23 protein-coding genes are annotated in these 23087 nt (G+C 54.1%); 11 read left to right on the top strand and 12 right to left on the bottom strand.

All coding sequences use genetic code 11. The features are described 5' to 3' along the window. Positions 1–4: 4 nt before the first annotated feature. Positions 5–1180 (bottom strand): Na+/H+ antiporter NhaA, encoded by a 1176-nt coding sequence (gene nhaA, locus ACZ5PT_RS05065; RefSeq protein ID WP_464265723.1) that lies wholly within the window; start codon positions 1178–1180, stop codon positions 5–7. A 191-nt stretch (positions 1181–1371) separates the two neighbouring features. Here nhaA and ACZ5PT_RS05060 point away from each other — a divergent pair, with 191 nt between their 5' ends. Both ACZ5PT_RS05060 and ACZ5PT_RS05055 read left to right on the top strand, forming a co-directional pair. After that, complete coding sequence (locus tag ACZ5PT_RS05060; RefSeq protein WP_464265722.1) at positions 1372–1557, top strand: hypothetical protein; 186 nt, start codon at positions 1372–1374, stop codon at positions 1555–1557. 20 nt (positions 1558–1577) lie between these two features. Continuing rightward, positions 1578–2861 (top strand): MerR family transcriptional regulator, encoded by a 1284-nt coding sequence (locus ACZ5PT_RS05055; protein ID WP_464265721.1) that lies wholly within the window; start codon positions 1578–1580, stop codon positions 2859–2861. Positions 2862–2881: 20 nt separating this feature from the next. Here the strand turns inward: ACZ5PT_RS05055 and ACZ5PT_RS05050 are convergent, their stop codons facing one another. From ACZ5PT_RS05050 to ACZ5PT_RS05015, 8 genes are all read right to left on the bottom strand, one after another. Next, a complete protein-coding gene (locus ACZ5PT_RS05050; RefSeq protein ID WP_464265720.1) occupies positions 2882–4327 on the bottom strand; it encodes a putative nucleotidyltransferase substrate binding domain-containing protein in 1446 nt (481 codons plus the stop codon). 138 nt (positions 4328–4465) lie between these two features. Further along, on the bottom strand, positions 4466–5035 hold the full coding sequence (locus ACZ5PT_RS05045) for an SCO family protein (RefSeq protein ID WP_464265719.1): 570 nt from the start codon (positions 5033–5035) through the stop codon (positions 4466–4468). Between the two features lie 12 nt (positions 5036–5047). Continuing rightward, the gene (locus ACZ5PT_RS05040; RefSeq protein ID WP_464265718.1) at positions 5048–6055 is read right to left on the bottom strand and encodes a hypothetical protein; all 1008 of its coding nucleotides are present in this window, start codon (positions 6053–6055) and stop codon (positions 5048–5050) included. Then, a complete protein-coding gene (locus ACZ5PT_RS05035; RefSeq protein ID WP_464265717.1) occupies positions 6052–6744 on the bottom strand; it encodes an ABC transporter ATP-binding protein in 693 nt (230 codons plus the stop codon). The genes ACZ5PT_RS05040 and ACZ5PT_RS05035 overlap by 4 nt, the downstream gene beginning before the upstream one ends. Before the next feature lie 5 nt (positions 6745–6749). Then, complete coding sequence (locus tag ACZ5PT_RS05030) at positions 6750–7907, bottom strand: ABC transporter permease (RefSeq protein WP_464265716.1); 1158 nt, start codon at positions 7905–7907, stop codon at positions 6750–6752. After that, positions 7907–8233 (bottom strand): hypothetical protein, encoded by a 327-nt coding sequence (locus ACZ5PT_RS05025; protein WP_464265715.1) that lies wholly within the window; start codon positions 8231–8233, stop codon positions 7907–7909. Before ACZ5PT_RS05025 ends, ACZ5PT_RS05030 begins: the two co-directional genes overlap by 1 nt. Then, positions 8233–8700, bottom strand: coding sequence for a nitrous oxide reductase accessory protein NosL (locus ACZ5PT_RS05020; protein WP_464265714.1), 468 nt, complete (start codon positions 8698–8700; stop codon positions 8233–8235). Before ACZ5PT_RS05020 ends, ACZ5PT_RS05025 begins: the two co-directional genes overlap by 1 nt. Positions 8701–8708: 8 nt before the next feature. Further along, positions 8709–9242 (bottom strand): nitrous oxide reductase accessory protein NosL, encoded by a 534-nt coding sequence (locus ACZ5PT_RS05015; protein WP_464265713.1) that lies wholly within the window; start codon positions 9240–9242, stop codon positions 8709–8711. A 607-nt stretch (positions 9243–9849) separates the two neighbouring features. On the opposite strand from ACZ5PT_RS05015, the gene proV reads away from it, so the two are divergent. Genes proV through proX form a run of 3 tightly spaced genes read left to right on the top strand, consistent with a single transcriptional unit; the run spans position 9850 to position 13009 of the window. Continuing rightward, positions 9850–11106 (top strand): glycine betaine/L-proline ABC transporter ATP-binding protein ProV, encoded by a 1257-nt coding sequence (gene proV, locus ACZ5PT_RS05010; RefSeq protein WP_464265712.1) that lies wholly within the window; start codon positions 9850–9852, stop codon positions 11104–11106. Continuing rightward, positions 11106–11945, top strand: coding sequence for an ABC transporter permease (locus tag ACZ5PT_RS05005; RefSeq protein WP_464265711.1), 840 nt, complete (start codon positions 11106–11108; stop codon positions 11943–11945). The genes proV and ACZ5PT_RS05005 overlap by 1 nt, the downstream gene beginning before the upstream one ends. A 44-nt stretch (positions 11946–11989) precedes the next feature. Then, complete coding sequence (gene proX, locus ACZ5PT_RS05000; protein WP_464265710.1) at positions 11990–13009, top strand: glycine betaine/L-proline ABC transporter substrate-binding protein ProX; 1020 nt, start codon at positions 11990–11992, stop codon at positions 13007–13009. 130 nt (positions 13010–13139) lie between these two features. On the opposite strand, the gene ACZ5PT_RS04995 is transcribed toward proX, so the two are convergent. Continuing rightward, a complete protein-coding gene (locus tag ACZ5PT_RS04995; protein ID WP_464265709.1) occupies positions 13140–14669 on the bottom strand; it encodes a YifB family Mg chelatase-like AAA ATPase in 1530 nt (509 codons plus the stop codon). Positions 14670–14738: 69 nt separating this feature from the next. Then, on the bottom strand, positions 14739–15674 hold the full coding sequence (gene trxB, locus ACZ5PT_RS04990; protein ID WP_464265708.1) for a thioredoxin-disulfide reductase: 936 nt from the start codon (positions 15672–15674) through the stop codon (positions 14739–14741). A gap of 148 nt (positions 15675–15822) precedes the next feature. Here trxB and ACZ5PT_RS04985 point away from each other — a divergent pair, with 148 nt between their 5' ends. Both ACZ5PT_RS04985 and ACZ5PT_RS04980 read left to right on the top strand, forming a co-directional pair. Continuing rightward, a complete protein-coding gene (locus tag ACZ5PT_RS04985) occupies positions 15823–16179 on the top strand; it encodes a hypothetical protein (protein ID WP_464265707.1) in 357 nt (118 codons plus the stop codon). Between the two features lie 5 nt (positions 16180–16184). Beyond that, entirely contained in the window at positions 16185–17510 is a 1326-nt protein-coding gene (locus ACZ5PT_RS04980) for an MFS transporter (RefSeq protein ID WP_464265706.1), read from the top strand. On the opposite strand, the gene ACZ5PT_RS04975 is transcribed toward ACZ5PT_RS04980, so the two are convergent. Continuing rightward, entirely contained in the window at positions 17507–18295 is a 789-nt protein-coding gene (locus tag ACZ5PT_RS04975) for a carbon-nitrogen family hydrolase (protein WP_464265705.1), read from the bottom strand. The two genes, ACZ5PT_RS04980 and ACZ5PT_RS04975, sit on opposite strands and share 4 nt — an antisense overlap. A 255-nt stretch (positions 18296–18550) precedes the next feature. Between ACZ5PT_RS04975 and nhaD the strand changes: the two genes are divergently transcribed. The 4 genes from nhaD to grpE all read left to right on the top strand — a co-directional run bounded on the left by nhaD (position 18551) and on the right by grpE (position 23054). Further along, positions 18551–19996 (top strand): sodium:proton antiporter NhaD, encoded by a 1446-nt coding sequence (gene nhaD / locus ACZ5PT_RS04970; protein WP_464265704.1) that lies wholly within the window; start codon positions 18551–18553, stop codon positions 19994–19996. Positions 19997–20057: 61 nt separating this feature from the next. Then, the gene (gene hemW, locus ACZ5PT_RS04965; protein ID WP_464265703.1) at positions 20058–21194 is read left to right on the top strand and encodes a radical SAM family heme chaperone HemW; all 1137 of its coding nucleotides are present in this window, start codon (positions 20058–20060) and stop codon (positions 21192–21194) included. A gap of 191 nt (positions 21195–21385) precedes the next feature. After that, positions 21386–22432, top strand: coding sequence for a heat-inducible transcriptional repressor HrcA (gene hrcA, locus ACZ5PT_RS04960; RefSeq protein ID WP_464265702.1), 1047 nt, complete (start codon positions 21386–21388; stop codon positions 22430–22432). Positions 22433–22448: 16 nt separating this feature from the next. Next, positions 22449–23054 (top strand): nucleotide exchange factor GrpE, encoded by a 606-nt coding sequence (grpE, locus tag ACZ5PT_RS04955; protein ID WP_464265701.1) that lies wholly within the window; start codon positions 22449–22451, stop codon positions 23052–23054. Positions 23055–23087 lie beyond the last annotated feature (33 nt).

The following is a 23087-nucleotide window of genomic DNA, read 5'->3' as shown; positions in this document are numbered from 1 at the left end:
GGAATTATTTTTCCGGCAGTGTTCGCCTCAGGACTAGGTAGCCGAAAACTCCTGACAACAGCGAGCCGATGATGATGCCGAGTCGTTCGTCGAACAACAGGTTGGCGCCGGTTTCTTCGAAGGCGAGAGAGCCGATGAACAGACTCATGGTAAAACCGATGCCGCAAAGAATACTGGTCCCATAGAGGGAACCCTTGTTCATCCCGACCGGCAGGCGGGTCAGATTCAGTTTGATTCCCAGCCAACAGAACAGGAAAATACCAATCTGTTTACCGAAAAAGAGACCGCAGACAATTCCGACCGGAACATCGTGCAGTAGAAAATCGAGGCTGACAGCGGTCAGATTGATTCCCGAATTGACAAAGGCAAACAGCGGTAAAATGGCAAAAGCCACCAGTGGATGTAGTTCGTGCTCCAGTTCGTGCAACATCGAAGGCCCGGTTTCTGCCGGTTTTAGTGGAATAAAGAGGGCCAGTAACACCCCGGCCAGGGTCGCATGAACCCCAGATTTGAGTAGCGCGACCCACATGATCAGCCCGAAGATAAAATAGGGCGCGCGGCGTTGACTGCCCAGTCGGTTGGTAATCAGCAGAGCGATCAAACAACAGGCGGCGACAAGCAGCGCCTCTGTTGAAATATTGGCGGTATAAAAAAGGGCAATGATGACAATGGCACCGATATCATCGAAGATCGCCAGCGAGGTGAGAAATATTTTAATGCTGATCGGGACTCGTGAGCCGAGCAGCGACAGAACCCCGAGGGCGAAGGCGATATCGGTGGCCGCTGGGATCGCCCAACCTTGCGCAGCGACAGCATCCTGGTAATTAAAGAACAGATAAAAGAGCGCTGGAACCAGCATGCCGCCGATGGCGCCAAGCCCCGGGAGGATAAAGTTACTCAGCTGCGAAAGTTCCCCTTCCAGCACCTCCCGCTTCAACTCCAGCCCGACCAGCAGAAAGAAGACCGCCATCAATCCGTCATTGATCCACAATAGTAGCGGCTTGGCGATCTGCAGGCCGCCGATCTGCACTGCTACCGGGGTTTGGATCAGTAGGTCGTAGATCCGGGCAAGAGGCGAGTTCGCCAGCAAGATGGCGAACAAGGCAGAGATCATCAGCAGAATACCGGCTGTCGATTCTTGCTTGAGAAATGAATCGAGTTGTTTTTTCAGTTGCTCCATTTAGACAGATTCCTTGCTATTGTTTTCCAATGTTGGCTGGCCGAGCCCTTATTATAGGTGATAATCAATTATATTCAGCCTTTGATCAGAGGGGCTGAAAAACTTGTTAGATATTTCTTGACCCGTTTACAGCTTCACACTTTAGGCTGGCCTTTGTTTCTGACAACCTAAACCAAGCAAGGGTTCTGGTAATGAGTCAAAAATTTGGGAAAGATCAATGGGTCGAGCTTTTTCGCAAGACCGGGTTGAGTGAAGAGATGATGGAGAAGTGGCACCGGTTGTTCGAGGCCAGCCACCCGCAAGCGCATCAAAATTTTCTCGAATGGCTGAAGCTGCCTGCCGAGGAGATTGCCGCTATTCGGAAGCGTTTTAGTTAAGCGACAGGATGAATGATCTGATGTACAAAGTTGGCCAACTGGCAAAAAAGTTCGCTCTCTCGCGCAGCAGCCTGCTCTATTACGATCGGATCGGGCTGCTGCGCCCCTCCGCGCGCAGTGAAGCTGGATACCGGCTCTATTCGCCAGACGATGTCGAGCGCTTGCAGTCGATCTGCGCTTACCGTGATGCCGGCCTGAGCCTGGAGGAGATTGGCACCATCATCGATAATCTCGCTGTTTCGCAGCGGGACGTTCTGGAGCGGCGGATGTTGGAGATCGGCCAGAATATCCAGGTATTGCAACAGCAACAGCAGGTGTTGGCCGGGATGCTGAGAATCAAAGCAAGCGGGCCCCCCTTTGCGGCGACCGGCAAGCAGTTGTGGGTCGAGATGTTTCGTGCCGCTGGCATGGATGAAACGGCGATGCGCCGCTGGCACCGCGAGTTTGAACAGCGGGCCCCGGAGGATCATCACGCTTTTTTGCTGGCGCTGGATATCAGCGAAAAGGAGGCAATTCAGATCCGCAAGCTGTCGGCCAATATGGAGACCAATAGCATGGAGATGGATTACTTTTATCGCCTTTACGAGGGGGTGGATCGGCTGGCACCTAGCTCCGATAGCGAGACATGCCGCGCATTGAAGCTGTTACCGAAATTGCCGGAGAATCCGCGCGTTCTCGATGTCGGCTGTGGTTGTGGGGCGCAAACCCTGGTGCTGGCCGAGCAATTGACCGGGCAGATTGTGGCGATTGATAATCACCAGCCGTTTCTCGATAACTTAGTTAGGGCGGCGGAAAAAAGAGTACTGCAAAGCGAGCTGTTGCCGCAGTTGGCGTCGATGTTTGATCTGCCTTTCGTCGAGCGGAGTTTCGACCTGATCTGGTCGGAAGGGGCAATCTATATCGTCGGTTTTGCTGAGGGGCTCAAACGTTGGAAACCGTTGCTCAACCCTGGAGGGTCCCTGGTCTTGACCGATATGGTCTGGTTGCAGGAAAATCCTCCGGTCGAGGTTGTCGAGTACTGGCAGGCCAACAATCCGAATATGACCAGCATTGCTCAACGGTTAGCGGAGGCGGCTGCGGCAGACTATCAACTGATTGATTGTTTTACCCTATCCAAAGCAGCCTGGCGTGAAGGGTATTACCAACCGCTACTCAAGCAAATCGAGCGGATGCGTGAAGAACTGGCTTGGAATGAAACGGCCGAAAAGGTTTTTGCTCTGACGGAAGAAGAGGCCCAGATGTATGATCGTTACGGTGACAGTTACGGTTACCAATTTTTTCTTCTGCGGCTCCCCGGAAAATGAATTGAGGAGTGATCGGTTGTTTAACGACGCAACATATTCAGCTGAAAGTGAGAAGTCAGGGTCCCCTGAAAGGATTCCACCACATCCAGAGAAATTTTCAAGCGCCCTCTTTCAACCCGGTTGAGTGAACTGGGGGAGATATAATTATCCGGATCGCGGCCAGCGACCGAGGATGCGACTTGGCCGCGCAGGCGGAAAAAGGTCAGCAGGTTAAAAGCCGCCTCCAGATCTTCGACCTGTTTACTGTTGAGAACCTCCCGCTCCAGCAGCACCTGGACCTTGTCATGGGTGCTGCCGTCGAGGACGCCGATTTCCAGCGCCAGGGTTTTGATCCCCTCGGTGATGGCAAAAATTCCGCCTTTTTTCAGATCGACCTTGCCGGCATATTCGCCCTGTTTTTCAGTTTTAATTCGACCAAAAAAACCAAGCGGTGGCGGGAAGCGGCAGACATTGGCCGCCATGTGGGCGAGGAAGATGCCGTTTTCCTGGGCGCGCTGGATGACGTGCTGCTGCAGCGCTTTTTCCAGTGACGGATCGCCCCAAAGGGTGCGCATGTCGGAGAACATACTGAAGTTGAGGATGTTTGCGCCGCTCGGTATCGATATCCAGCTGTCGATGGCGTCCTTCCAAGCGGTGATGCTGCGGCGCCAGAACTCATTTTTGGCCATGATCCCACCGGGGCATTCGGGGACGCCGATTTCGATCAGGGCATCGATCAGCGCTTGCGAGAAGGCGGCGATTGTTTCGATCTCTGCCTCGCTCAGATGGTCGGCATAAATGATGGCGTTGTCCTGATCGGTTTTCAGGGTCTGCTCGCGGCGGCCCTCACTGCCGAGCACCAGATAGGAAAAGCCTTGCGGCAGGTTGGGGAAGCTGTCGCGTTGCAGGTTTTCGATCAGTCGCAGGGTGATCTGGTCGTTCAGCAGAGAAATCAATCGCACCAAATCCTTGGTGCGCACGCCATTGCCGCGCAGAAAAACGATCAGTTCTTCCATGTGGTCATGGATGGTTTTCAGATCATCAATGCTTGTGGCTTCATCGATGGAGCGTAGCAGCTTTTGCGGTGAACGGTTCTGCAGGCGGATGATATCCGACTCGTTGATAATGCCAACCAGACGTTTTTGTTTGTCGACCACGCCGACCCGGTGAATCCGGTGGCGGGACATCTGGTAGAGCACTTCGAATAGGGTGTCTTCTTCATCGACCGCGATCACCGGTGCATTCATCACGTCACGGACCACTGATTTGGTTGGATCAATTCCGGCAGCGACCACCTTGCTGCGTAGGTCGCGGTCGGTCATGATGCCGATCGGTTCGCCTTTATCATCGCAGGCGATGATGCTGGAGATACTCCTGTCGTGCATAATGATGGTTGCCGCGATGATTGTGTCTTCAACGTGGCAGGTGATCAAGCCGCGATGACAGTAATCTTTGACCGGCAGAAAGAAGGTGCTTTCTTCTGGCATATTAGAGAGCTCCTGAGCGCAAAGCGAAAAGGCTTAGAAAACTTTTACGCATTTGCCGGCAGGTGTCAATCTTTAGCAGAAGAATAAAGAATGTTTTTAGCGGGAAAGGATCATAGCCTTGTATGGGAATAGCGGCCTTTATTTTTCCAGCCGCTGGTATTCCTGCATGAAATCCTGCCCGTTGAGTTGGCCGTCAACCCGGGTCCATTGCGCGGTTTTTGGTGAGCGCAGCAGCAATGAGGAGTCGAGGCTGATCATATCGGAGGGTTTGATGTCGAAGGCGGCCATCACCTGTTTGATGTTGTTTTTACTGCCGGTCAAAAAATCCCAGCCTGGCCGTGCCTGGTATTGCTGCAGGTAGTGACGGATGATCTCGGGGGTGTCGGTTTCCGGGTCAACAGAGATCGAAACCAGGCGCACCTGTTCGGTGTCTTGGCCCAGTTTCTTTTGAAAATTGGAAAACTTGATCGCCTGATTCGGGCAAAGCGTGGTGCAGGAGGTGAAGATAAATTCGAGCAGGAGTGGTTTGTCGGTGTTTAGGTAGCTGCGCAGTGGTACCGGTTGTCCATGCTGATTGAGCAGGGTGACAGCTGGAATTTGATAACTGACAGTTGTGCGTTGATAGCGTTTATTTTCGAGGGTTAGAAAATAAATCGCCGCTGCCAGGGCGAGAAGAGCGATCAAGGTGAAAAAAGATTTGTTCTTCATGGTTTGGTGTTTTCAGTAATTCAGCAGGATAAAAGGGCCGAACAGAATCGGCCAGGCGACAATCAGCAAAAAAGTCATCATAGCGAAAAACGAGCAGAACAGCCAGCGGCGTTCCCGTCGCTCGATCTCTTTCTTCAGGCTGGCGATTTTCTTTAATGGTTGACAGAGACCGGGCAGCAGGCCGAACAGGGTGCCGAGGAACAGGCCGAGATAAAGGGGGTAACCGATATAGTTGTAGTTTTTCTGTAGCATGTCGAAGGGGCAGTGATGGGTCGGCAGTTGGTAAATATAGAGCGAGATAAAGGAGATAATCGCCGCCAGGGAAATAAAGAACAGCCCCAGGGTGGCGATGAACAGCAGGTGGCGGAAGATGGCCGCCTGCGAGCCGAAACAGAGGATTAGCGACATCAGGTAGGCACCGGCGATGAGGAAAAACAACAGCATGGTTGATGCGGCCGGTAGACCGGCCAGTTCACTGGCGACGCTTTCATTGCCGAGGCTGAACAGCGAGCCACAGCACGAGGTGATGATCTCTGGCTGCAGGCCGCTAAAGTAGCTGTATTGCAGATACAGATCGAGACCGACCAGTGGCGTTAACAGCAGCAGTGCCAGGTATTTCGGCCGCACCAGCGGGGTGTCTTCGGTGCGCTGATCGAGTCGATTGAAATGCACCCAGAGGGCGGCGGCAAAAAACAGGATGATCTTAATCAGCAGCGCCAGCCAGCCGATCTGGTTGGCATTGAGCGCCCCGGTGGCGCACATGGCGCCGACAAATAGCCGGTGGATATCCTCGACGGTGTAAACGAATAGCAGCGCGGAAATGATCTGGAAACCGAAGGCGTAATTGACGATGCTAGAAACCAGATAGGTTTTGCGCTCCAGCAGCAACTGCTCCTCGGAACTGCTCTGTGGATCCCAGGCGGAGAGAATTTTCAGTCCTAAAATGGAAGCATAGAGCAGCATGACGAAGGCAATTGTGGAGCCGAACAGCAGTGCGAGGATGCCCGGATTGAGGATCACGGTTGGGCGACCTCGCGGAGCGAACCGTCGTGCATGGCAAAGGAACGATCGACCAGCGGGTGCTGGTAAACATTGGGATCGTGGGTGGCGATTATGATGGTTTTGCCGGCCTCTTTCTGCCGGGCCAGAATGGCGAGCAGTTCTTCGCCCAGTTGACTGTCGAGATGGGCGGTCGGCTCGTCGGCGATGATGATCTCCGGCTGGTTGATCAGTGCCCGGGCAATGGCGACCCGCTGTTGTTCACCACCGGAGAGCTGGCGAACCTTCATTTGTCGCTTGTCGGCAATATCCAGCTGCTCGAGAATCTCTTCGGCGCGACTTTTCATCTGGGCAATCTTGATCTCGGTTGGATAGAGCGGCAGCAGGATATTGTCGAAGACACTCAGGTCGCGCAGCAGGTTGAATTGTTGAAAAACGAAGCCGAACGTCTGGCGGCGAATTTCGGCGAGGTAGCGCTCCGGAAGCTTGGCGACATCTTTATCTGCCAGCAGGATGCTGCCGGAGGTCGGACGGGCCATGCAGCCGATCAGGCTCAACAGCGAAGTTTTCCCGGAACCACTCGGGCCTTTTAAAACCGCGACCTGGCCCTTTTCTATCGAAAAGGAAATCTCGTGCAGGGCCTTAAATTCGTCGGGCCGGTGGCGGTTATAGATCTTGCTGACCGCTCTGGTTTCAAGCAACGCTGCCATCGCGGTTAACTCCTCATCACGCTATCGGGGTCGGTGACGGCACTTTTCCACGACGGAATCACCGTACAGGCGATGTAGGGGACAACGGTCAGAATCGCCAGAACGAAAATCTGGTAAAGGTCGATCGCCGGGGTTAACTGGAAAGCCGGAAACAGCACTGACCAGCCTTGAATGACCGGAGTTAACGCGCTGGCGCCGTAAAAGAAAATATGCAGATAGGCGATGATCGTGCCGAGCAAGAAGGAACTTAGGGAGATTGCCAGTCCTTCCCAGAATTTCAGCATCAGTACGTCGCTGGTATCCCAGCCGATCGCTTTAAGGATGCCGATTTCCCGCTTTTCCCCGGCGCTGATGCCGGTCGCCTTGTCCCAGGCGAGGATGCAAAATGCCATCAGTGCCGAAAGGAAGACAGTCAGCATGATGCCGCTGCGCCAGTTAAAGACTGTATCGTAGGTATGCAGAATTTCACTCTTGGCGATCGGGCGGGTGTCGGGCAGCTCGAACTTTATCTTTTTTGCCAGCGTGGCAATTTCCCGCTGGTTGTAGACGGTGACCGCGAAGTCAGTGGCTTTGTCAGTCGGGAAGTTGAAAAAGCGGCGCAGCTCTGTTTCGCGCAGCAGAATCAGGTCGTTGGTCAGCAGGTTAGATTCACTGCTGAACAGGCCGCTGATTTCATACAGCAGGGTTTCGTTCTGGGAATCGACCAGGATTAAGCTGTCGCCAAGGACAACGCCGTAGGCCTCGGCAATTCCCCGGCCGATCGCGCACTGACGGTCGGTTTGCGGGAACTCTCCCTCGAACAGCTGTAGATCTTTTTTCTCCCCACTAATGCCGAGCAGGGTGAAGTTGACCTTCTTCAGGCTGTCGTAATAGTAACCCCAGACGCGCGGGGTGACCTCGCCGACCCCTGGCAACTTGCGGATAATCTCGGCGTAATGATTAGGGATCAGGTCGTGGCGACCGGCTGACAGACGTTGGACGACCAGATCCGGAGCGCCGGTCAGGACATTGGTGGCTTCAGTTCGTAGCGACTGGGTCAAAAACAGGATTGAGGCGAGGGTGGCAACGGTCAAGGTGTAGACGGCGATAATGGCGAGGTTTTTGTTCTTTCGCCTGCTCAGCGAAGACAGGGCATGCTCGAGGATTTTCAGTGTTCGAGCCATCAGGGCTGCCCTTTTTGCTTGAATTTGAGACTGGTACTTCTGTGCGGAGTCCCCGGCGCGATGATTGAGCCAGCCGGAAAGTGATCGAAGGCGCCGGGATAGTCCTGAAACGCGGTAAATAGATCGGCCTGCGACGGATGCCGGGTATAGCGGGCTTCGCTCCAGATGGCCAGGTCGGTCAGGCCGAGCCGTTTGACCAGCTGTTGCTTGGCGGGAATCTTCTGGAGTTGAGCGGCAACCGCGACATCATAGCCGTTTAGCAGTAAAATGGCCAGCAGCAGCGCGCTGGCCAGTAAAAAACAGCTGAAAAACAGTGTCCGGCGCATCAGTCGGTCGGCAGGTGTTGCGGGGTGAGTTGTTCGAAACGGATGATCTGTTCACCATTATGATCACGGGCGAAGGTTTTGGCGGCCGCCTCACCGGCGACCGGAATCAACTCTTTGCCCATCGGTCCGAAAACATCGCTGCCGAGAATCAGAAATACCTCTTCGACCGGCAGCAGCCGAGTACTGTAGTAGTCGGTGAGGTAAATGCCCGTAATCTCTTGCCGGGTGCGGGCATCATTGTCGTTCGGCAGGGAGAAGTAATAGCGGAACAGGTCCTTGCTGCCGTCGAAAAACAGCTGTGATCCGTCCTTAAAAACCAGAGTCGAGAGCCAGTCCGGATAGGGAGCGACAAACATTCCGCAGACCGGGCAGCGATCCTTTTTTTCGGGTTTTTTCGGCACCTCCGCCAGACTGACAGCGGAAAGACCGAACAGCGCAATAATCAGAATAAGGCAAAATTTACGCATAGGCAGAGTTATTTTTCATCCATATGGTGTTGCTGCATTTTCATCTTTTTCATCTTTTTCATCTGGCGTTTTTTGCGGATCATCAAGGTGTCTTTGTACATATCTTCGTAGGCGGCTTTCATTGCCTGGTCGAAGCCGATAATAATGCCGCCGCTGTTGCTGACGAACTGTTCGGCAGCAGTTTTGTCGGCAAAGGCCCATTTGCCGCGCATCGTCATGACCCCAGCTTTGTCGCTACCTAAAACCCAGACGGCCTGTTCGGCATCGATCAGTTGCTTGGAATTATAGTCGGCAACTTTGATGGCTGTTGGCGTCCGGTCAATACTAAGGGCAAATTCAACGGCGGCGCAATGTAAACTACAAGTGGCGACAGGATTTTTATCCTCGAAATCGATCTGCATGCGACTGTGAGCAAACTTGACCCGGTTCATCCCGCAGTAGTCACAGGAGGCATGTTGAAGTTGATCTGCATGCTCGGCGGCAAAGAGTTGTGGGCACAGCAGCAGTAGGAACAGGAGTGCGAGAGAGAGAGTTTTTTTCATGTTACGACCTTTAACTGGAGGAATGTGGACTGTGGTATGAAACAAACAACATGTAATTATTTATATAAGCAAGGGTATGATTGCCAAGTATAGCAACGGCAGGAAAAAAATCGCAACCTTGGGCAGATGTGGATGGGAGAATGGTAACAGGTAATATCGTTCTGTTGATGGTTTGGTTTCCGGGAAAAGTTCATTTCGGAGCATTAATTATCCATGCCGTTGCCCTGTTTGCGCTGAGGTATTTGACCTCAGCCCCTAATCTTTGTACTATGATGTCAAGTCTAGGCGACACCCTGCCAGGGTGTTCCGTCCTTGCCCCGCAAGGAGATCGTCAAGAACGTCGCCCCGTGTGACGCTTCACAGATCTTCTTTCCACTCAGAGTAGCGCTTGGTTCTCGCAGTTTCTGCAGATCGAGTCGCGGGTCGCTCTGTCCAATTAACAATCAAATAAACACGAATCCTGGGACGCTGCTGGTTGCAGACGATCATCCTTAACTTCTCTTCGCTTTCGGCTCCGGCCATTGGTGTATTTGCCGTTGTGCGGCCAACCGTTTCAGGACTCTAATCAGTGTATTGCTAACTAAGAGGCTGATAACCGGGAGAAAAAATGTCACAAAAAGTTAAGCTTGAAGTTAAAAATCTGTATAAAATTTTCGGGCCGCATCCGAAAAAGGCGCTGGCTTTGCTTGAGCAGGGTTTGGATAAAGAAGAAATTTTTGAAAAAACCGAAACAACCGTCGGTGTGCAGGATGCCAGTTTCGAAATCTATGCCGGTGAGATTTTCGTCATCATGGGGCTCTCCGGTTCAGGAAAGTCAACCATGGTACGGATGCTCAATCGCTTGATCGAGCCCACGGTAGGCCGGGTGCTGATCGATGGCGAAGACATTGTCAGCATGGACAACACTCAGTTAGTCAAAATGCGCCGCCAGAAAATGAGCATGGTTTTCCAATCATTTGCCCTGATGCCGCACTTGACGGTCTTGCAGAATGCCGCATTCGGCTTGGAGATGGACGGCGTCGACAAACCGACCCGCGAAGCTCGCGCACTCGAGGCACTGGAGCAGGTCGGGCTCGAGGCTTGGGCGGCAAGCATGCCGGATGAACTGTCTGGCGGCATGCAGCAGCGGGTCGGTCTGGCCCGTGGACTGGCGGTTGACCCCGATATTTTATTGATGGATGAAGCCTTCTCAGCGCTCGATCCATTGATCCGGGCTGAAATGCAGGACGAGCTGCTGAAACTGCAAGCCAAGGCGAAGCGAACCATTGTCTTTATTTCCCACGATCTCGATGAAGCGATGCGTATCGGCGATCGGATTGCCATCATGGAAGGTGGCAGTGTGGTGCAGGTCGGCACGCCGGAGGAGATTCTGCAGAATCCGGCTGACGATTACGTCCGCGCCTTCTTCCGGGGCGTCGATCCAACCAACATCCTCACCGCCGGTGATATTGCCGTCGATACCCAGGTGACGATCATTGTTACCGATGGCAAAAGCCCCCGTGTCGCGTTGCAACGCTTGATCAAAAATGATCGTAACTACGGCTTTGTTATTGACAGTAATCGCAAGTTTCAGGGGATTGTCTCAACCGATTCCTTGCGCGAACTGATCGACCGGCCGGAATATCCACAACAGATTACCAATGCCTATCTGCCTGACATCGCAGCAGCTCCGGCCAGTGCGTCTATGCAGGATATTTTGCCTGAAGTTGCGAGTCACCCTTGGCCTCTGCCGATCATTGACGAGACCGATAAATATCTCGGTGCCGTATCGAAAAACCTGTTTTTGCGCACCCTGCAGCGCAATCCGGATGAGGATCAGGCCGTGACAACTGCAGTAGAAACCGATGGAGCGATAGAGAACTGATGCGCATATTTGATTTTTCCGAACAACTGATTCCGCTTGATGAATGGGTGCAGACCGCTGTTGATTGGCTGGTGCTTAACTACCGTGATTTTTTCCAAGTCATCAAGGTGCCGGTCGAGATTTGTCTGGAAGGTTTGGAATGGTTGTTCGCCACCCTCCCGCCGTTTGTGCTGATACTGTTGTTTGCTTTCACGGCCTGGCGTTATGCTGGCAAGCGGGTGACAATTTTCACCCTGCTGACGTTTCTTCTGATCGGCTACCTCGGCCTCTGGGAAGACACCATGACCACGCTGGCCATGGTGATCTGCTCGGTGGTTTTTTGCGCCATTGTCGGGATTCCCTTAGGCATCATGGCCGGCCGCAGCGATCGTTTCGAGATGATCCTGCGCCCCTTCCTCGATGCGATGCAGACCACGCCGGCGTTTGTCTACCTGGTGCCGGTGGTCATGTTATTCAGCATCGGCACCGTTTCCGGAATTTTGGCGACCATCGTCTTTGCCCTGCCCCCGCTCATTCGTCTGACCAGCCTCGGTATCCGCCAGGTCCACCCAGAGCTGATTGAAGCGGCCATCGCCTTTGGCGCCACCCCTTGGCAGGTGCTCCGTAAGGTTCAGTTACCGCTGGCGATGGCATCGGTTATGGCTGGACTCAACCAGACCATCATGATGGCCCTGTCGATGGTGGTTATTGCCGCCTTGATCGGCGCGGGCGGTCTCGGCAACCCGGTCGTCCAGGGACTGAACACTCTGGAAATCGGTCTGGCCAGTATCGGTGGTCTGTCTATTGTGCTGCTGGCGATGGTGTTGGATCGGATCACCCAGGGCATGGCGCAAAAATAGTTTATTTATTCTGTTCACTCATGTCATTCAAAAGGAGAACGAGTATGAAAAAAATTCTGATGGTTTTGCTACTGCTGTCACTGGCGGTGCCGGTATTGGCCGATCGCGAAAAACCGGGTAAGGGCGTTAAGGTCCGGCCGGCCCGTGCCACCTGGAATACCGGATTTTTCCAGGAAGCCATTGTCCGTGCCGGACTCAAAGAGCTCGGCTACAATGTGAAGAAGCCGAAAGAATTGGCCAATCCGATCTTTTACCAAGGTCTGGTTTTGGGTGATCTTGATTACTGGACCAACGGCTGGTTCCCGATGCATGACGGCCAGGTGCCGGATGGTTTTTATGACAAGGCCGAAAAAATCGGTCATGTCGTTAGAGCTGGTGGCTTGCAGGGCTACTTGGTGTCGAAGGCAGAAGTTGATAAATTTGGCATCACCTCTCTCGATGATTTCAAGCGCCCCGAAGTTAAAAAGGCTTTTGACGCCGATGGCGATGGCAAAGCTGATCTGACTGCCTGTCCTGCCGGCTGGCAGTGTGAAAAAATCATCACTCACCATTTCGATGTTTATGGCCTGGATGAGCACATCAACCCGGTCAAGGCGGCCTATTCGGCGAGCATGGCCGATGCCCTGGCTCGTTACCAGTCAGGTGGTCCGGTGTTCTTCTACACCTGGGCGCCGAACTGGACCATCTTCAAGTTCAAGCCAGGTGCCGATGTGACCTGGATCAATGTGCCTGAAATCAAGCCTTTTACCTCGCAGCAGAACGCGGAAGAACGCATGACGGTCAGTGACGTTGCCGGTGCGGTTAGCAATCCGGTTAAGCTTGGTTTCGTGGTGTCTGATATTCGGATTGTTGCCAATAAAAAATTCCTTGGCGAGAATCCGGCGGCGAGAAAGTTCTTTGAGCTCTTCGTTCTGCCGCTACCTGATATTAATGAGCAGAACACCAAAATGCAGGATGGTGAAAAGTCACAAAAGCATATTGACCGCCACGCCAAGGAATGGATTGAAAAGAACCGAGTGCAGTGGGACGGCTGGCTAGAAGCAGCCCGTAACGCAGCAATGTAGGATTTAGCGTTGCTCGCAACGGCCGGTGGAATTCATCCGCCGGCCGTTGCGGTTTGTCAGAATGTCCCTCCTTTTATTCAAATCCCCGTTTCAGCAGTAAATAATTCCATCTTTAAGACGATTTAAGGCCTCAGGATATTTTGCGATCCAGCCCCCGATACTGAATTGCCTCAGCCAAATGTTGGCGGTCGATCTTTTCTGCTCCCGTCAGATCAGCAATGGTGCGTGCCAGTTTGAGGATGCGGGTGTAGCTGCGCGCCGAAAGCCCGAGGCGGCCGGTGACCTGTTCGAGGAGCGACTCTCCGGCAGGGTCCAACTTGCAGAACCGGCCGATGTGGCGGGTTTGCATCTGGGCATTGGTGTGCAACCCGAAGTCGATAAGCCGCTCGCGTTGTACCTGCCGGACCCGGTTGACCCGTTCGCGGATGATGGCACTGCTTTCGGTCGGCCCGGTCGCGGCCAGATCTTTGTGCGGGACCCTCGGTACCTCGATGTGCAGATCAATACGGTCGAGCAGTGGTCCAGAGAGGCGGCTGCGATAGCGCTGAATCATCGGTGGGGTGCAGGTGCAGGGGTTCTGCTGGTGCGGGTCGCCGAGAAAGCCGCAGGGGCAAGGGTTCATCGCCGCCACCAGCATGAAGTTGGCCGGAAAGGTCAGGCTTAAGGCCGCCCGACTGATGCTGACTTGGGCGTCTTCGAGCGGTTGGCGCAGCATCTCGAGAACATTCTTTTTAAACTCCGGGAACTCATCGAGAAACAGAATACCGTTGCTGGCCAGAGAGACCTCACCCGGTCGCGGATAACTGCCGCCACCGATCAAGCCGGCGTCGGAGATGGTGTGGTGCGGGGAGCGGAACGGTCGCTGTGTGACCAAACCGTGACTGCGACCGAGCAGCCCGGCGATCGAGTGGATTTTGGTCGTTTCCAGTGCTTCTTCAAAAGAGAGTTCCGGCAGGATTGACGGCAAGCGCCGGGCGAGCATAGTTTTGCCGCACCCGGGAGGGCCGCTGAGCAGAACATTATGCGCTCCGGCAGCCGCCACTTCCAGGGCCCGTTTGACATGTTCCTGGCCGCGCACCTCGGCGAAATCTTCGCCGTCTGTCGATGGTTCCGTGCTGCTTGGTTCGCAGCGGTAAGGGGTGAACTGCTGTTCGCCGTTGATCAGTGCCACCACTTCTCCCAGGTCGCGCACCGCATAGACCTGTGGCCCGGCGACCACCGCTCCTTCGGCGGCATTCTCCGTCGGCAGGATCAGCGCCTGGTCGCCCCAGTCGCGGGCCGACACGGCAATCGGCAAGACGCCACGGACCGGTTTGACCCGACCGTCGAGGGAAAGTTCGCCGAGCAGGATAAAGTTTTTCAGCTGTTCTTCGGCGACCACGCCGGTGGCGCAGAGCAGACCAATGGCAATCGGCAGATCGAAGGCGGCTCCGTCTTTGCGGATATCGGCCGGAGCCAGGTTGATGGTGATTCTGCGGGCGGGGAAATCGTAACCGGAATTTTTGATCGCCGATTTAACGCGATCTTTGCTTTCTTTGACCGCACCTTCGGGCAGACCAACGGTGGAAAATTGCGGCAGGCCTTGGGCGATATCGACTTCGACTTCAACTGGATAGGCGTCGATACCGATTAAGGCACCGGACGTAACTCTAGCTAACACAGGACCCCCTCCTGAGTACGGCAGGGGGTCGGTGTCGAACCCTTGCCTCTATTTTAACGATTCCTTAATTTAAGCGTGTGCCAAGTCTTCGACATATTTTTCCGCCATGACCGCGGCAACGGCACCATCGCCAACGGCGGTCGAGACTTGTTTGAGAATATTGGTTCGGCAGTCGCCGGCAGCAAAGACTCCGGGAACGTTGGTGTGGGTATCTTCGCCCGCTTTGATGTAGCCATCCTCGGACAGTTCGAGCATTCCCTCGACAAAGCTGGTGGTTGGAGTGACACCGACGGCGACGAACATCCCCTGGACGTCGATCTGCCGCGTTGCTCCGGTTTTGGTGTCGCGCAGAATCGCACCGGTGAGGCCGCTGTTGTCTGATTCGAAACTGTCAACCACCGAGTTCCAGGCCATTTCGATTTTTTCGTTTTTAGCGATCCGCTCGCGCAGAATCTTGGTCGCGCGCAGTTCGTCACGGCGATGTACCATGATGACTTTGCTGGCAAAACGGGTCAGAAACAGGGCTTCTTCGGCAGCCGTATCGCCGCCGCCGATCACCGCAATCGGAACATCACGGAAGAAGGCGCCATCGCAGGTGGCGCAGTAGGAAACGCCGCGGCCGACCAGTCCTTCTTCGCCTTCGAGGCCGATTTTGCGCGGGATTACACCGGTGGTGATAATCACCGCAGAACAGGTCAGTTCCTTGCCGTCGACGATCAGGGTCTTGCTCGCGCCATTGTCGATGATCTTTTCCACCGAGCCGTAGCCGGTCTCCAAACCGAATTCGACACAGTGCTCCTGAAACTTCATCATCAGTTCCGGGCCGTCGATACCGCCGGGATAGCCGGGCCAGTTTTCCACTTTGGTGGTCATCATCATCTGCCCACCCATCATCATTTTTTCCAGCATCAGGGTTTTCAACCGGGCACGCGAGGCGTAAAGCCCTGCGGTCATGCCGGCCGGTCCACCGCCGATAATTATCACGTCGTATGTTGAATCACTCATCTTTGAGCTCCTTGGTTGTTCATTAATTCAAACCCGCATATCTTGGCACAAGGTTGGGCGAAATAGCAACCTTCAGGCGATGGTTGAGTTTGTCGCAACGCAAGGGTACACTTGGCGGGTCCGTCTAGCGTGGGAGAGTCTTTATTCGATGTTTAAGCTACTTAAATTACTCGGTTGGCTGGTTGTTGCACTGTTGTTGTTGATCGGCGTTGACCAGTTTCTGCTGCGTGTGCCGTTGGATGTTCCGGGTGCGACGCAAGTGCAGACGTTTTATGTTGATTTTCGCAGCCGACTGCTCGATCTGATTGGCATCGATCCGACTCCCGAGGCCGGGCAGAAATCGATCGAAGCGGTGATCGAGGCCAGTCAAAAGGGGCCGATAGAAAAAAGTATTCCGCCACAACGCTATCTCTATGTCGATGGTTCCGGCGATTTGCAGTTTGCCGATAGCCTTGAACAGGTTCCGCTGCGTTATCAAAGAATTGCTAAACCCTTAGCAGAATAACAACGATGATCAAAGCGCTGAAAAAACACCTTTTGGGTGTTCTTGCCGAGGACGATGCTCTTGATCGGGCCTGTCAGGAAATCCCGCAGGACGCCTGTCATCAAACCTCTTGGAATCAGCGCTGCAATATCGCCAATGGTGCTGCCTCCAAACTGGCGGAACAGATTGCCGGTCCCAACCTGATCCTCCCCTGGCTGTTTCAACTGCTCGGTACGCCGGTCTGGATGTTCGGTTTTCTGCTGCCGATCAAGCAGAGCTTTTCTTTGTTGCCACAGATGTTGGTAGCCGGTCAGATCCGACGGCTGGCGCTGCGGAAATGGGTTTGGGTCTGTTCCGGTCTGTTACAGATGGGTTGTCTGCTGTTGATGATTCCGGTTGCACTGTGGCTAAGCCCGGTTGCCGCTGGATTGAGTCTGCTAGGACTGTTGTTGGTCTTCAGTGTCGCCAGTGGCACCGCCTCGGTGGCTTTTCAGGATGTGCTGGGCAAAACTGTCGATAAGGGGAGTCGGGGTAAATTGTTGGCTCGCCGAGCCTTTGTCGGCGGCATTTTGACGATGCTGGCGGGGCTGCTGCTCAATCGATTGGACGTCAGTCAACAGGCGTTAACGCCGGTTTTGTTCCTGTTGTTCGTCGCCGCCCTGCTGTGGGCGTTAGCGGCACTTTTTTTTGGCTTGATCCGCGAACTCCCTGGGGCGGTTCAGGGTGGCCGTAATGCCCTGTCCGAAGTCCGTTCCGGTTTTGAGTATTATCGCCGCTATCCCGGTTTTAGGCGTTTTTTAACCGTCCGTGGGCTGTTGCTTGCGGTTGAAATGGCGACGCCGTTTTTTGTTCTGCATGCCAGCCAGCTGTTGCAGTTGAATGTTCGGGATATCGGCTTGCTGATGGCCGCCATTGGCTTGTCACATATTATCAGCAGTCCATTTTGGGGGCGGATGGCCGATAGTACCAGCGCGCAGGTCATGAGACGCAGTGTGCAAATTGCCGCCGGGGCAACGCTGTTGGCGGTGGTGTTGACGGCCCTGCCGTTTTATTCCCTGCAGTACCTAGGTTATCTGCTGGTCTTTATGTTGATCGGCCTGGCCGAGGCGGGTGCCCGGTTGGGGCGAAAAACCTATCTGGTCGATGCTGTCCCCGCGCAGGAAAGGGCAACCTACACAGCGTTCAGCAACAGCCTGATCGGCATTATTGCCGTGCTTAGCGGGGTGGCCGGCCTAGTCGCCCAGTGGCTGGGGGCAACGGCAATGCTGGTGGTTGTCTGTTTCGTCCTGCTTGCTGGCATCCGTGCCTGCCAGCGACTCCCGGAAGCCGAGCGGATGCTCGATGAGGTTTAGGGGGTGCCGTAAATATCGTCACGCCGATCAGCCAGGGTATCGATTTGGGCGCGGTATTTTTCCATTTCCGCAAAGTCGAAATCGGCAATCAGCTCGGCGTTCTTCTCTTGAGCCATCTGCAGAACATTGCCCAACGGTGAAATTAATTGGCTGAGTCCGAAAAAGTCGAGTTTCCCCTGCACACCACAGCAATTGGCGGCGATAATGAACAGCTGGTTTTCGATCGCCCGGGCGCGCAGCAGGGTTTTCCAATGTTCCTGACGCGGTTTCGGCCACTCGGCCGGGATGCAGATGATTTCAGCCCCCTCCAGCGCCAGTTTGCGGAACAGTTCGGGGAAGCGCAGGTCGTAGCAGATGGCGACCCCCAGTTTGCCCACCGAGGTGTCGATCACCAGGGATTGATTCCCGGCGGCAAGATACTGATCTTCGCGCATGGTGGAAAACAGGTGCAGTTTACGGTAGCTGCCGACCAACTCACCGTTGTCGATGACATAGGCCGTGTTGTAGATCTTTCCGTTGTCCAGCTCTGGCAGGCTGCCGACGCAGACCAGTTTAAGGTTTCGGCACTCTTTTTGGATCGCAGCGAGGACCCGTGGGGTCTCTTCGGCCAGCTCGGCTAAATTCCGATAGTCATAGCCGCAGCTCCACATTTCCGGCAATACGGCCAGTTTCGCTCCTTGTTTGGCGACCTGTCGCAGGGCGGTGGTTGCCGTATCCAGGTTGGCGTCGATATAGCCGAGATTTACATTGAACTGAATGGCCGCAGCGCGAAGTAATTTGCTCATATTTGTCCCTCGGATTAAAACAGCGTTCTTAATCTCTCTTGTTTAGTCCATCGAATATGCTAAAAAACTTTAGATTATAGGGGGTTCTTTGTTTTGCTGTGGCTGTATCTACTGTCCTGTTTCTCTTGACACTCGCTTAACGGCAATGGTAAAAATCATGGCGTTTTAACTTTATGATGCAATTTAGCGGCCTTTTCCCAGGCTGTCAATCAAGCCTGTCGGCCTAAACTTATTTTTGGAAGAGAAGGTGAGCTGTTGAAGAATCTACTTTGTACCCTCTTGTTACTTTTGGGAGCGACTCCCGTTTTTGCCAGTGGTGGTGCGGTGGTGGATATGACTGGCACCGCCCTGGGGATCTTTGCCCTGGTGCTGTTTGTGGCTGCCTATAGTCTGGTGATCTTTGAAGAGCAGCTGCATTTACGCAAAAGTAAACCGGTGGTGCTCGCTGCCGGGATCATCTGGGTTCTGGTCGCAATCGCCTATATCGGCATGGGGGATACCCATACTGCCCATGCGGCGATCAAGCACAACCTGATTGAATACGCCGAACTGTTCCTGTTTCTGCTGGCGGCGATGACCTACATCAATGCCATGGATGAGCGAAACGTCTTTCAGGCGCTGCGGTCCTGGCTGGTTAGCCGTGGTTTTACCCTGCGCACCGTTTTTTGGGTTACTGGTGTGTTGTCCTTCTTTATTTCGCCATTGGCGGACAACCTGACCACTGCGCTACTGATGGGCGCCGTGGCGATGGCGGTTGGTGGTGACAATAAAAAGTTCCTGATTGTCGCCTGTATCAATATTGTGGTTGCGGCCAATGCTGGCGGCGCTTTCTCCCCCTTTGGCGATATTACCACCTTGATGGTCTGGCAAAAGGGCAAGGTGCAGTTTGCCGAATTCTTCGCCATCTTCATCCCTTCGGTGATTAACTGGATTATTCCGGCGCTCATCATGAGCTTTACCGTCAGCAAGGAACGTCCGGAAGCGATGGATGAAGCGATTAGCATGAAGCTGGGCGCCAAACGGATCATCTTCCTGTTCCTCTGCACCATCATCACCGCCGTCTCCTTTCATAACTTTCTGCATCTGCCACCAGCCACCGGGATGATGCTCGGCCTCGGTTACCTCGGCTTTTTCGGCTATTGGCTGAAGAAGGCCGAGCACCGGCTGGGCACTGGCGATCAGCCGCTCGATATGACCGGCCACAACCCGGACCAACATTGTGAACCTCCAGGCGCCCATGGCCATGGCAACGGTGTCGGTTTCGATCTGTTCCGTAAGATTGCCCGGGCCGAGTGGGATACGCTGCTTTTTTTCTACGGCGTTATCCTCTGCGTCGGTGGTCTCGGTCAGTTTGGTTATCTGGCGATGGCCTCCAATGCCATGTATGTCGGCCTCGGTCATACTTGGGCCAATGTTTTGGTCGGTTTCCTTTCCGCCATTGTCGACAATATCCCGGTCATGTTCGCGGTGCTGACCATGGACCCGACTATGTCGCATGGCCAGTGGTTGCTAGTCACCCTGACCGCCGGGGTTGGCGGCAGTATGCTGTCGATCGGTTCCGCTGCCGGAGTCGCCCTGATGGGCACTGCTCGCGGGGTTTATACCTTTGGTAATCACCTCAAGTGGAGCTGGGCGATTGCTCTGGGCTACGCAGCAAGTATCGTCGCGCACCTCTATATCAACGCCAGTTATTTTCACTAAAACGTAACTTGGAGTCGGTTGGAAAAGGCGGGGAGCGAATCCCCGCCTTTTTTGTTTCCTTATGAGTAGCCTTTATATCCATATCCCCTTTTGTCAGCGCAAATGCCACTACTGTGACTTTTTTTCGCTGGACTCCTTTTCCTCATCCGATCTGGACGAGTATGTCGAGCTGCTCGGCTTGGAATTGCAGCAGTTGGTAAAGGAATATCCCCAGACAGGTCCGTTGCGGACCCTGTTCTTCGGTGGCGGCACGCCCTCGCTGCTGAGTGTTGCTCAGCTTGAACAACTGTTGCGAAAACTGGAAAAGGCTTTTGGTTTTTGCGCCGATTGTGAAATCACCCTCGAGGCAAACCCCGGAACCCTCGATCAGACCAAGCTCAGCGGCTATCGGCAGGCGGGCGTTAATCGGCTTTCGCTTGGCGTCCAGACCCTGGATGACCAGCGCTTGCAGCTGCTTGGCCGCATCCATTCGGCGGCAGAAGCGCGACAAACGGTTGGTCAGGCTCGGGATGCCGGCTTCGATAACATAAGTCTAGATCTGATTTTTGCTCTGCCGGGACAGACCCTTGATCAGTTGGCTGGGGATGTCGCGGGTCTCCTGGCGTTGCAGCCGCAGCACCTGTCCCTCTATGGCTTGACCTTTGAGCCTGGAACGGCTCTGGATGGGCAGTTGCAGCGCGGTGAGCTTGTTGAGGTTGCTGAGCAGGATTATGTTGATAGCTACCTGTTGATCAACCGATTGCTGGTGGCTGCCGGTTTCGAGCATTATGAAATTTCCAATTTCGCCCGTCCCGGTTATCGTTGTCAGCACAATCAGGTCTATTGGCAGCGTCGCAGCTGTTTGGCCTTGGGGTGTGGCGCCCATGGTTTTGTCGCCGCTGGCTGGGGAGAGCGCTGGCATGTGCCGTCCGATTTGTCGGTGTATCGACAAAGGCTGCAGGCTGGTAATGCGGCGCTTGAACTGTTAGAAACTTTCGATCGACAGGCCGCCATGGCCGAGACGATCTATCTGGCGATGCGGACTGCCGATGGTTTATCGCGTTCCCAATTTAAGCAGCGCTTCGGAGTGTTTCCGGAAGATGAATTCTCTGCAGCTTTTCGCCGGCATGCGGCGTATTTAAAGCGGGTTGACGATTGCTGGCGCTTCGATCTGCAGGGTTGGTTATTGTATGACCATTTGATCAGTTCTTTTCTCTAGTTTAGGTTTTCCTTAGAGTCTCCAGGGCGTCACGTTCATTCCCCTCTAACACCCCTAGTTTTAACCGCTATTCGGCTTGACAAAGCAGCGGGCCATTGATAGTGTGTTGCGTTAGCACTCTGTCGAGGCGAGTGCTAACAAGCACGTAGCGGCCAGCCTTTGCAGGGCTTTTTTTACGGAGTGAATTTCCTATGGCTGAAGAGCTGAATGAGCGCAGCCAAAATATCCTTGAAGCGATTGTCGAGGATTATATCGCCTCTGCCGAGCCTGTCGGTAGCCGTGCGATCACCCGTCGACACAGTTTTAATCTGTCACCAGCATCGGTTCGCAATGTTATGTCCGATCTGGAGGAGATGGGTTTTCTTTGTTCGCCGCATACCTCGGCCGGACGGATTCCGACCGAAAAAGGATTTCACTATTACATCGATACGCTTCTGCAAGTCCGTGATCTGAGCAAGGCGGAGGAGTCCGAGCTGCGTAAGAATTACCGCTTCAAAGGCATGAAGATGGAAGACATCATGCAAGAAGTGGGGCGGGTTATGTCGGGGCTTTCCAACTATACCGGTTTGGTGATGGCACCCAAATTCGCCTCGACGGTGTTTCGGCAGATTGAATTTATTCGCCTCTCGCATGGTCGCCTGTTGGTGGTTTATGTCTCCGAAACCGGCCTGGTACAGAATAAGGTGATTGAGGCCGATCCGAACCTCGGCCCGCGAGACCTGGAACAGATCAGCAACTATCTGAATCATGAGCTTAACGGCATGAGTATTCAGGAAGTGCGGGAAAAAATTGCCACGGAACTGCAAACCGAGCGCAGTCGCTACGATCAACTGCAGAAGCAGGCTTTAAACTTGTCGCAGGCGGCGTTGCAGGACGAGGCGGAGGACTTGATCTTTGTCTCCGGGACCTCGCTGATGTTGGAACAACCGGAGTTTTCCACTCCGGACCGGATGAAGCAGATCATCCGCACCCTGGAAAGTAAAAAAACCTTGATCGAACTGCTCGATCGCGGCCAACTGGCGCAAGGGGTGCAAATTTTTATCGGTAGCCAAAGTCAGCATACTGAACTCGAGGGTTGCAGCTTGGTGACCTCGAATTTTTCCAATAAGAAGGGGGCCATCGGCACACTCGGTGTCATCGGCCCGGTGCGGATGTCCTATTCCCAGGTCATCCCGATCGTAGATTTTACCGCCCAGTTGGTCAGTCGGATTCTGGAGCGGGAAGCACAATACGAATGAAGAAGGAGTAGTTAAGGTGGGTAAAAAGGCACCAGAAAAGCAACCGGAAGTGGCAGACAACCTCGAACAGGAAGCAACCGCGGAAGAAGAACTTTCTCTCGAAGAGCAGTTGCGGGCCGAGCTTGAAGTAGCTCAAAACGAGGTCAAGACAGCGCAGGATCAATATCTGCGGACCTTGGCCGATATGGAAAACCTGCGCAAGCGGACCCAGCGTGAAAAAGAAGACTTGGGCAAGTTTGCCAACGAAAATATTTTGCGCGATATTCTGCCGGTCATCGATAACTTGGAGCGCGCTGTCGAGCATGCTGAGCAGGCGCACAGTAACGAGGGGCTCCTGGAAGGGGTGCAGATGACTCTTGACCAGTTCAGCCAGGTATTGACCCGTTTTGGGGTGGTGCCGTTTGAATCCCTCGGTGAGCCGTTCGACCCGGCCATGCACCAGGCTGTCGGCCAGCAGGAGAGCGACGAATTCCCGGCTAATGCTGTGGCCATGCAGATGCAAAAAGGTTATCAGCTCAATGAGCGTTTATTGCGGCCAGCCATGGTCATGGTTGCCAAAGCACCGGTGGCCCCGCAAGCAGATGAAGCCAATAATACACCAACTGAAACAGACGAAAATTAATTTAGTCTGCAAAATAAAGATCCAATAGGAGGA

The sequence above is a fragment of the Desulfuromusa ferrireducens genome, assembly GCF_055389805.1.
The sequence above is the reverse complement of the archived record's forward strand: the minus strand, read 5'-3'. Positions and strand labels throughout refer to the sequence as shown.

Bases quoted from the DNA above. Each gene is read 5' to 3' on its own strand.
- nhaA (WP_464265723.1), bottom strand. From the start codon at position 1,180: ATGGAGCAACTGAAAAAACAACTCGATTCATTTCTCAAGCAAGAATCG.
- ACZ5PT_RS05060 (WP_464265722.1), top strand. From the start codon at position 1,372: ATGAGTCAAAAATTTGGGAAAGATCAATGGGTCGAGCTTTTTCGCAAG.
- ACZ5PT_RS05055 (WP_464265721.1), top strand. From the start codon at position 1,578: ATGTACAAAGTTGGCCAACTGGCAAAAAAGTTCGCTCTCTCGCGCAGC.
- ACZ5PT_RS05050 (WP_464265720.1), bottom strand. From the start codon at position 4,327: ATGCCAGAAGAAAGCACCTTCTTTCTGCCGGTCAAAGATTACTGTCAT.
- ACZ5PT_RS05045 (WP_464265719.1), bottom strand. From the start codon at position 5,035: ATGAAGAACAAATCTTTTTTCACCTTGATCGCTCTTCTCGCCCTGGCA.
- ACZ5PT_RS05035 (WP_464265717.1), bottom strand. From the start codon at position 6,744: ATGGCAGCGTTGCTTGAAACCAGAGCGGTCAGCAAGATCTATAACCGC.
- ACZ5PT_RS05030 (WP_464265716.1), bottom strand. From the start codon at position 7,907: ATGGCTCGAACACTGAAAATCCTCGAGCATGCCCTGTCTTCGCTGAGC.
- ACZ5PT_RS05025 (WP_464265715.1), bottom strand. From the start codon at position 8,233: ATGCGCCGGACACTGTTTTTCAGCTGTTTTTTACTGGCCAGCGCGCTG.
- ACZ5PT_RS05020 (WP_464265714.1), bottom strand. From the start codon at position 8,700: ATGCGTAAATTTTGCCTTATTCTGATTATTGCGCTGTTCGGTCTTTCC.
- ACZ5PT_RS05015 (WP_464265713.1), bottom strand. From the start codon at position 9,242: ATGAAAAAAACTCTCTCTCTCGCACTCCTGTTCCTACTGCTGCTGTGC.
- proV (WP_464265712.1), top strand. From the start codon at position 9,850: ATGTCACAAAAAGTTAAGCTTGAAGTTAAAAATCTGTATAAAATTTTC.
- ACZ5PT_RS05005 (WP_464265711.1), top strand. From the start codon at position 11,106: ATGCGCATATTTGATTTTTCCGAACAACTGATTCCGCTTGATGAATGG.
- proX (WP_464265710.1), top strand. From the start codon at position 11,990: ATGAAAAAAATTCTGATGGTTTTGCTACTGCTGTCACTGGCGGTGCCG.
- trxB (WP_464265708.1), bottom strand. From the start codon at position 15,674: ATGAGTGATTCAACATACGACGTGATAATTATCGGCGGTGGACCGGCC.
- ACZ5PT_RS04985 (WP_464265707.1), top strand. From the start codon at position 15,823: ATGTTTAAGCTACTTAAATTACTCGGTTGGCTGGTTGTTGCACTGTTG.
- ACZ5PT_RS04980 (WP_464265706.1), top strand. From the start codon at position 16,185: ATGATCAAAGCGCTGAAAAAACACCTTTTGGGTGTTCTTGCCGAGGAC.
- ACZ5PT_RS04975 (WP_464265705.1), bottom strand. From the start codon at position 18,295: ATGAGCAAATTACTTCGCGCTGCGGCCATTCAGTTCAATGTAAATCTC.
- hemW (WP_464265703.1), top strand. From the start codon at position 20,058: ATGAGTAGCCTTTATATCCATATCCCCTTTTGTCAGCGCAAATGCCAC.
- hrcA (WP_464265702.1), top strand. From the start codon at position 21,386: ATGGCTGAAGAGCTGAATGAGCGCAGCCAAAATATCCTTGAAGCGATT.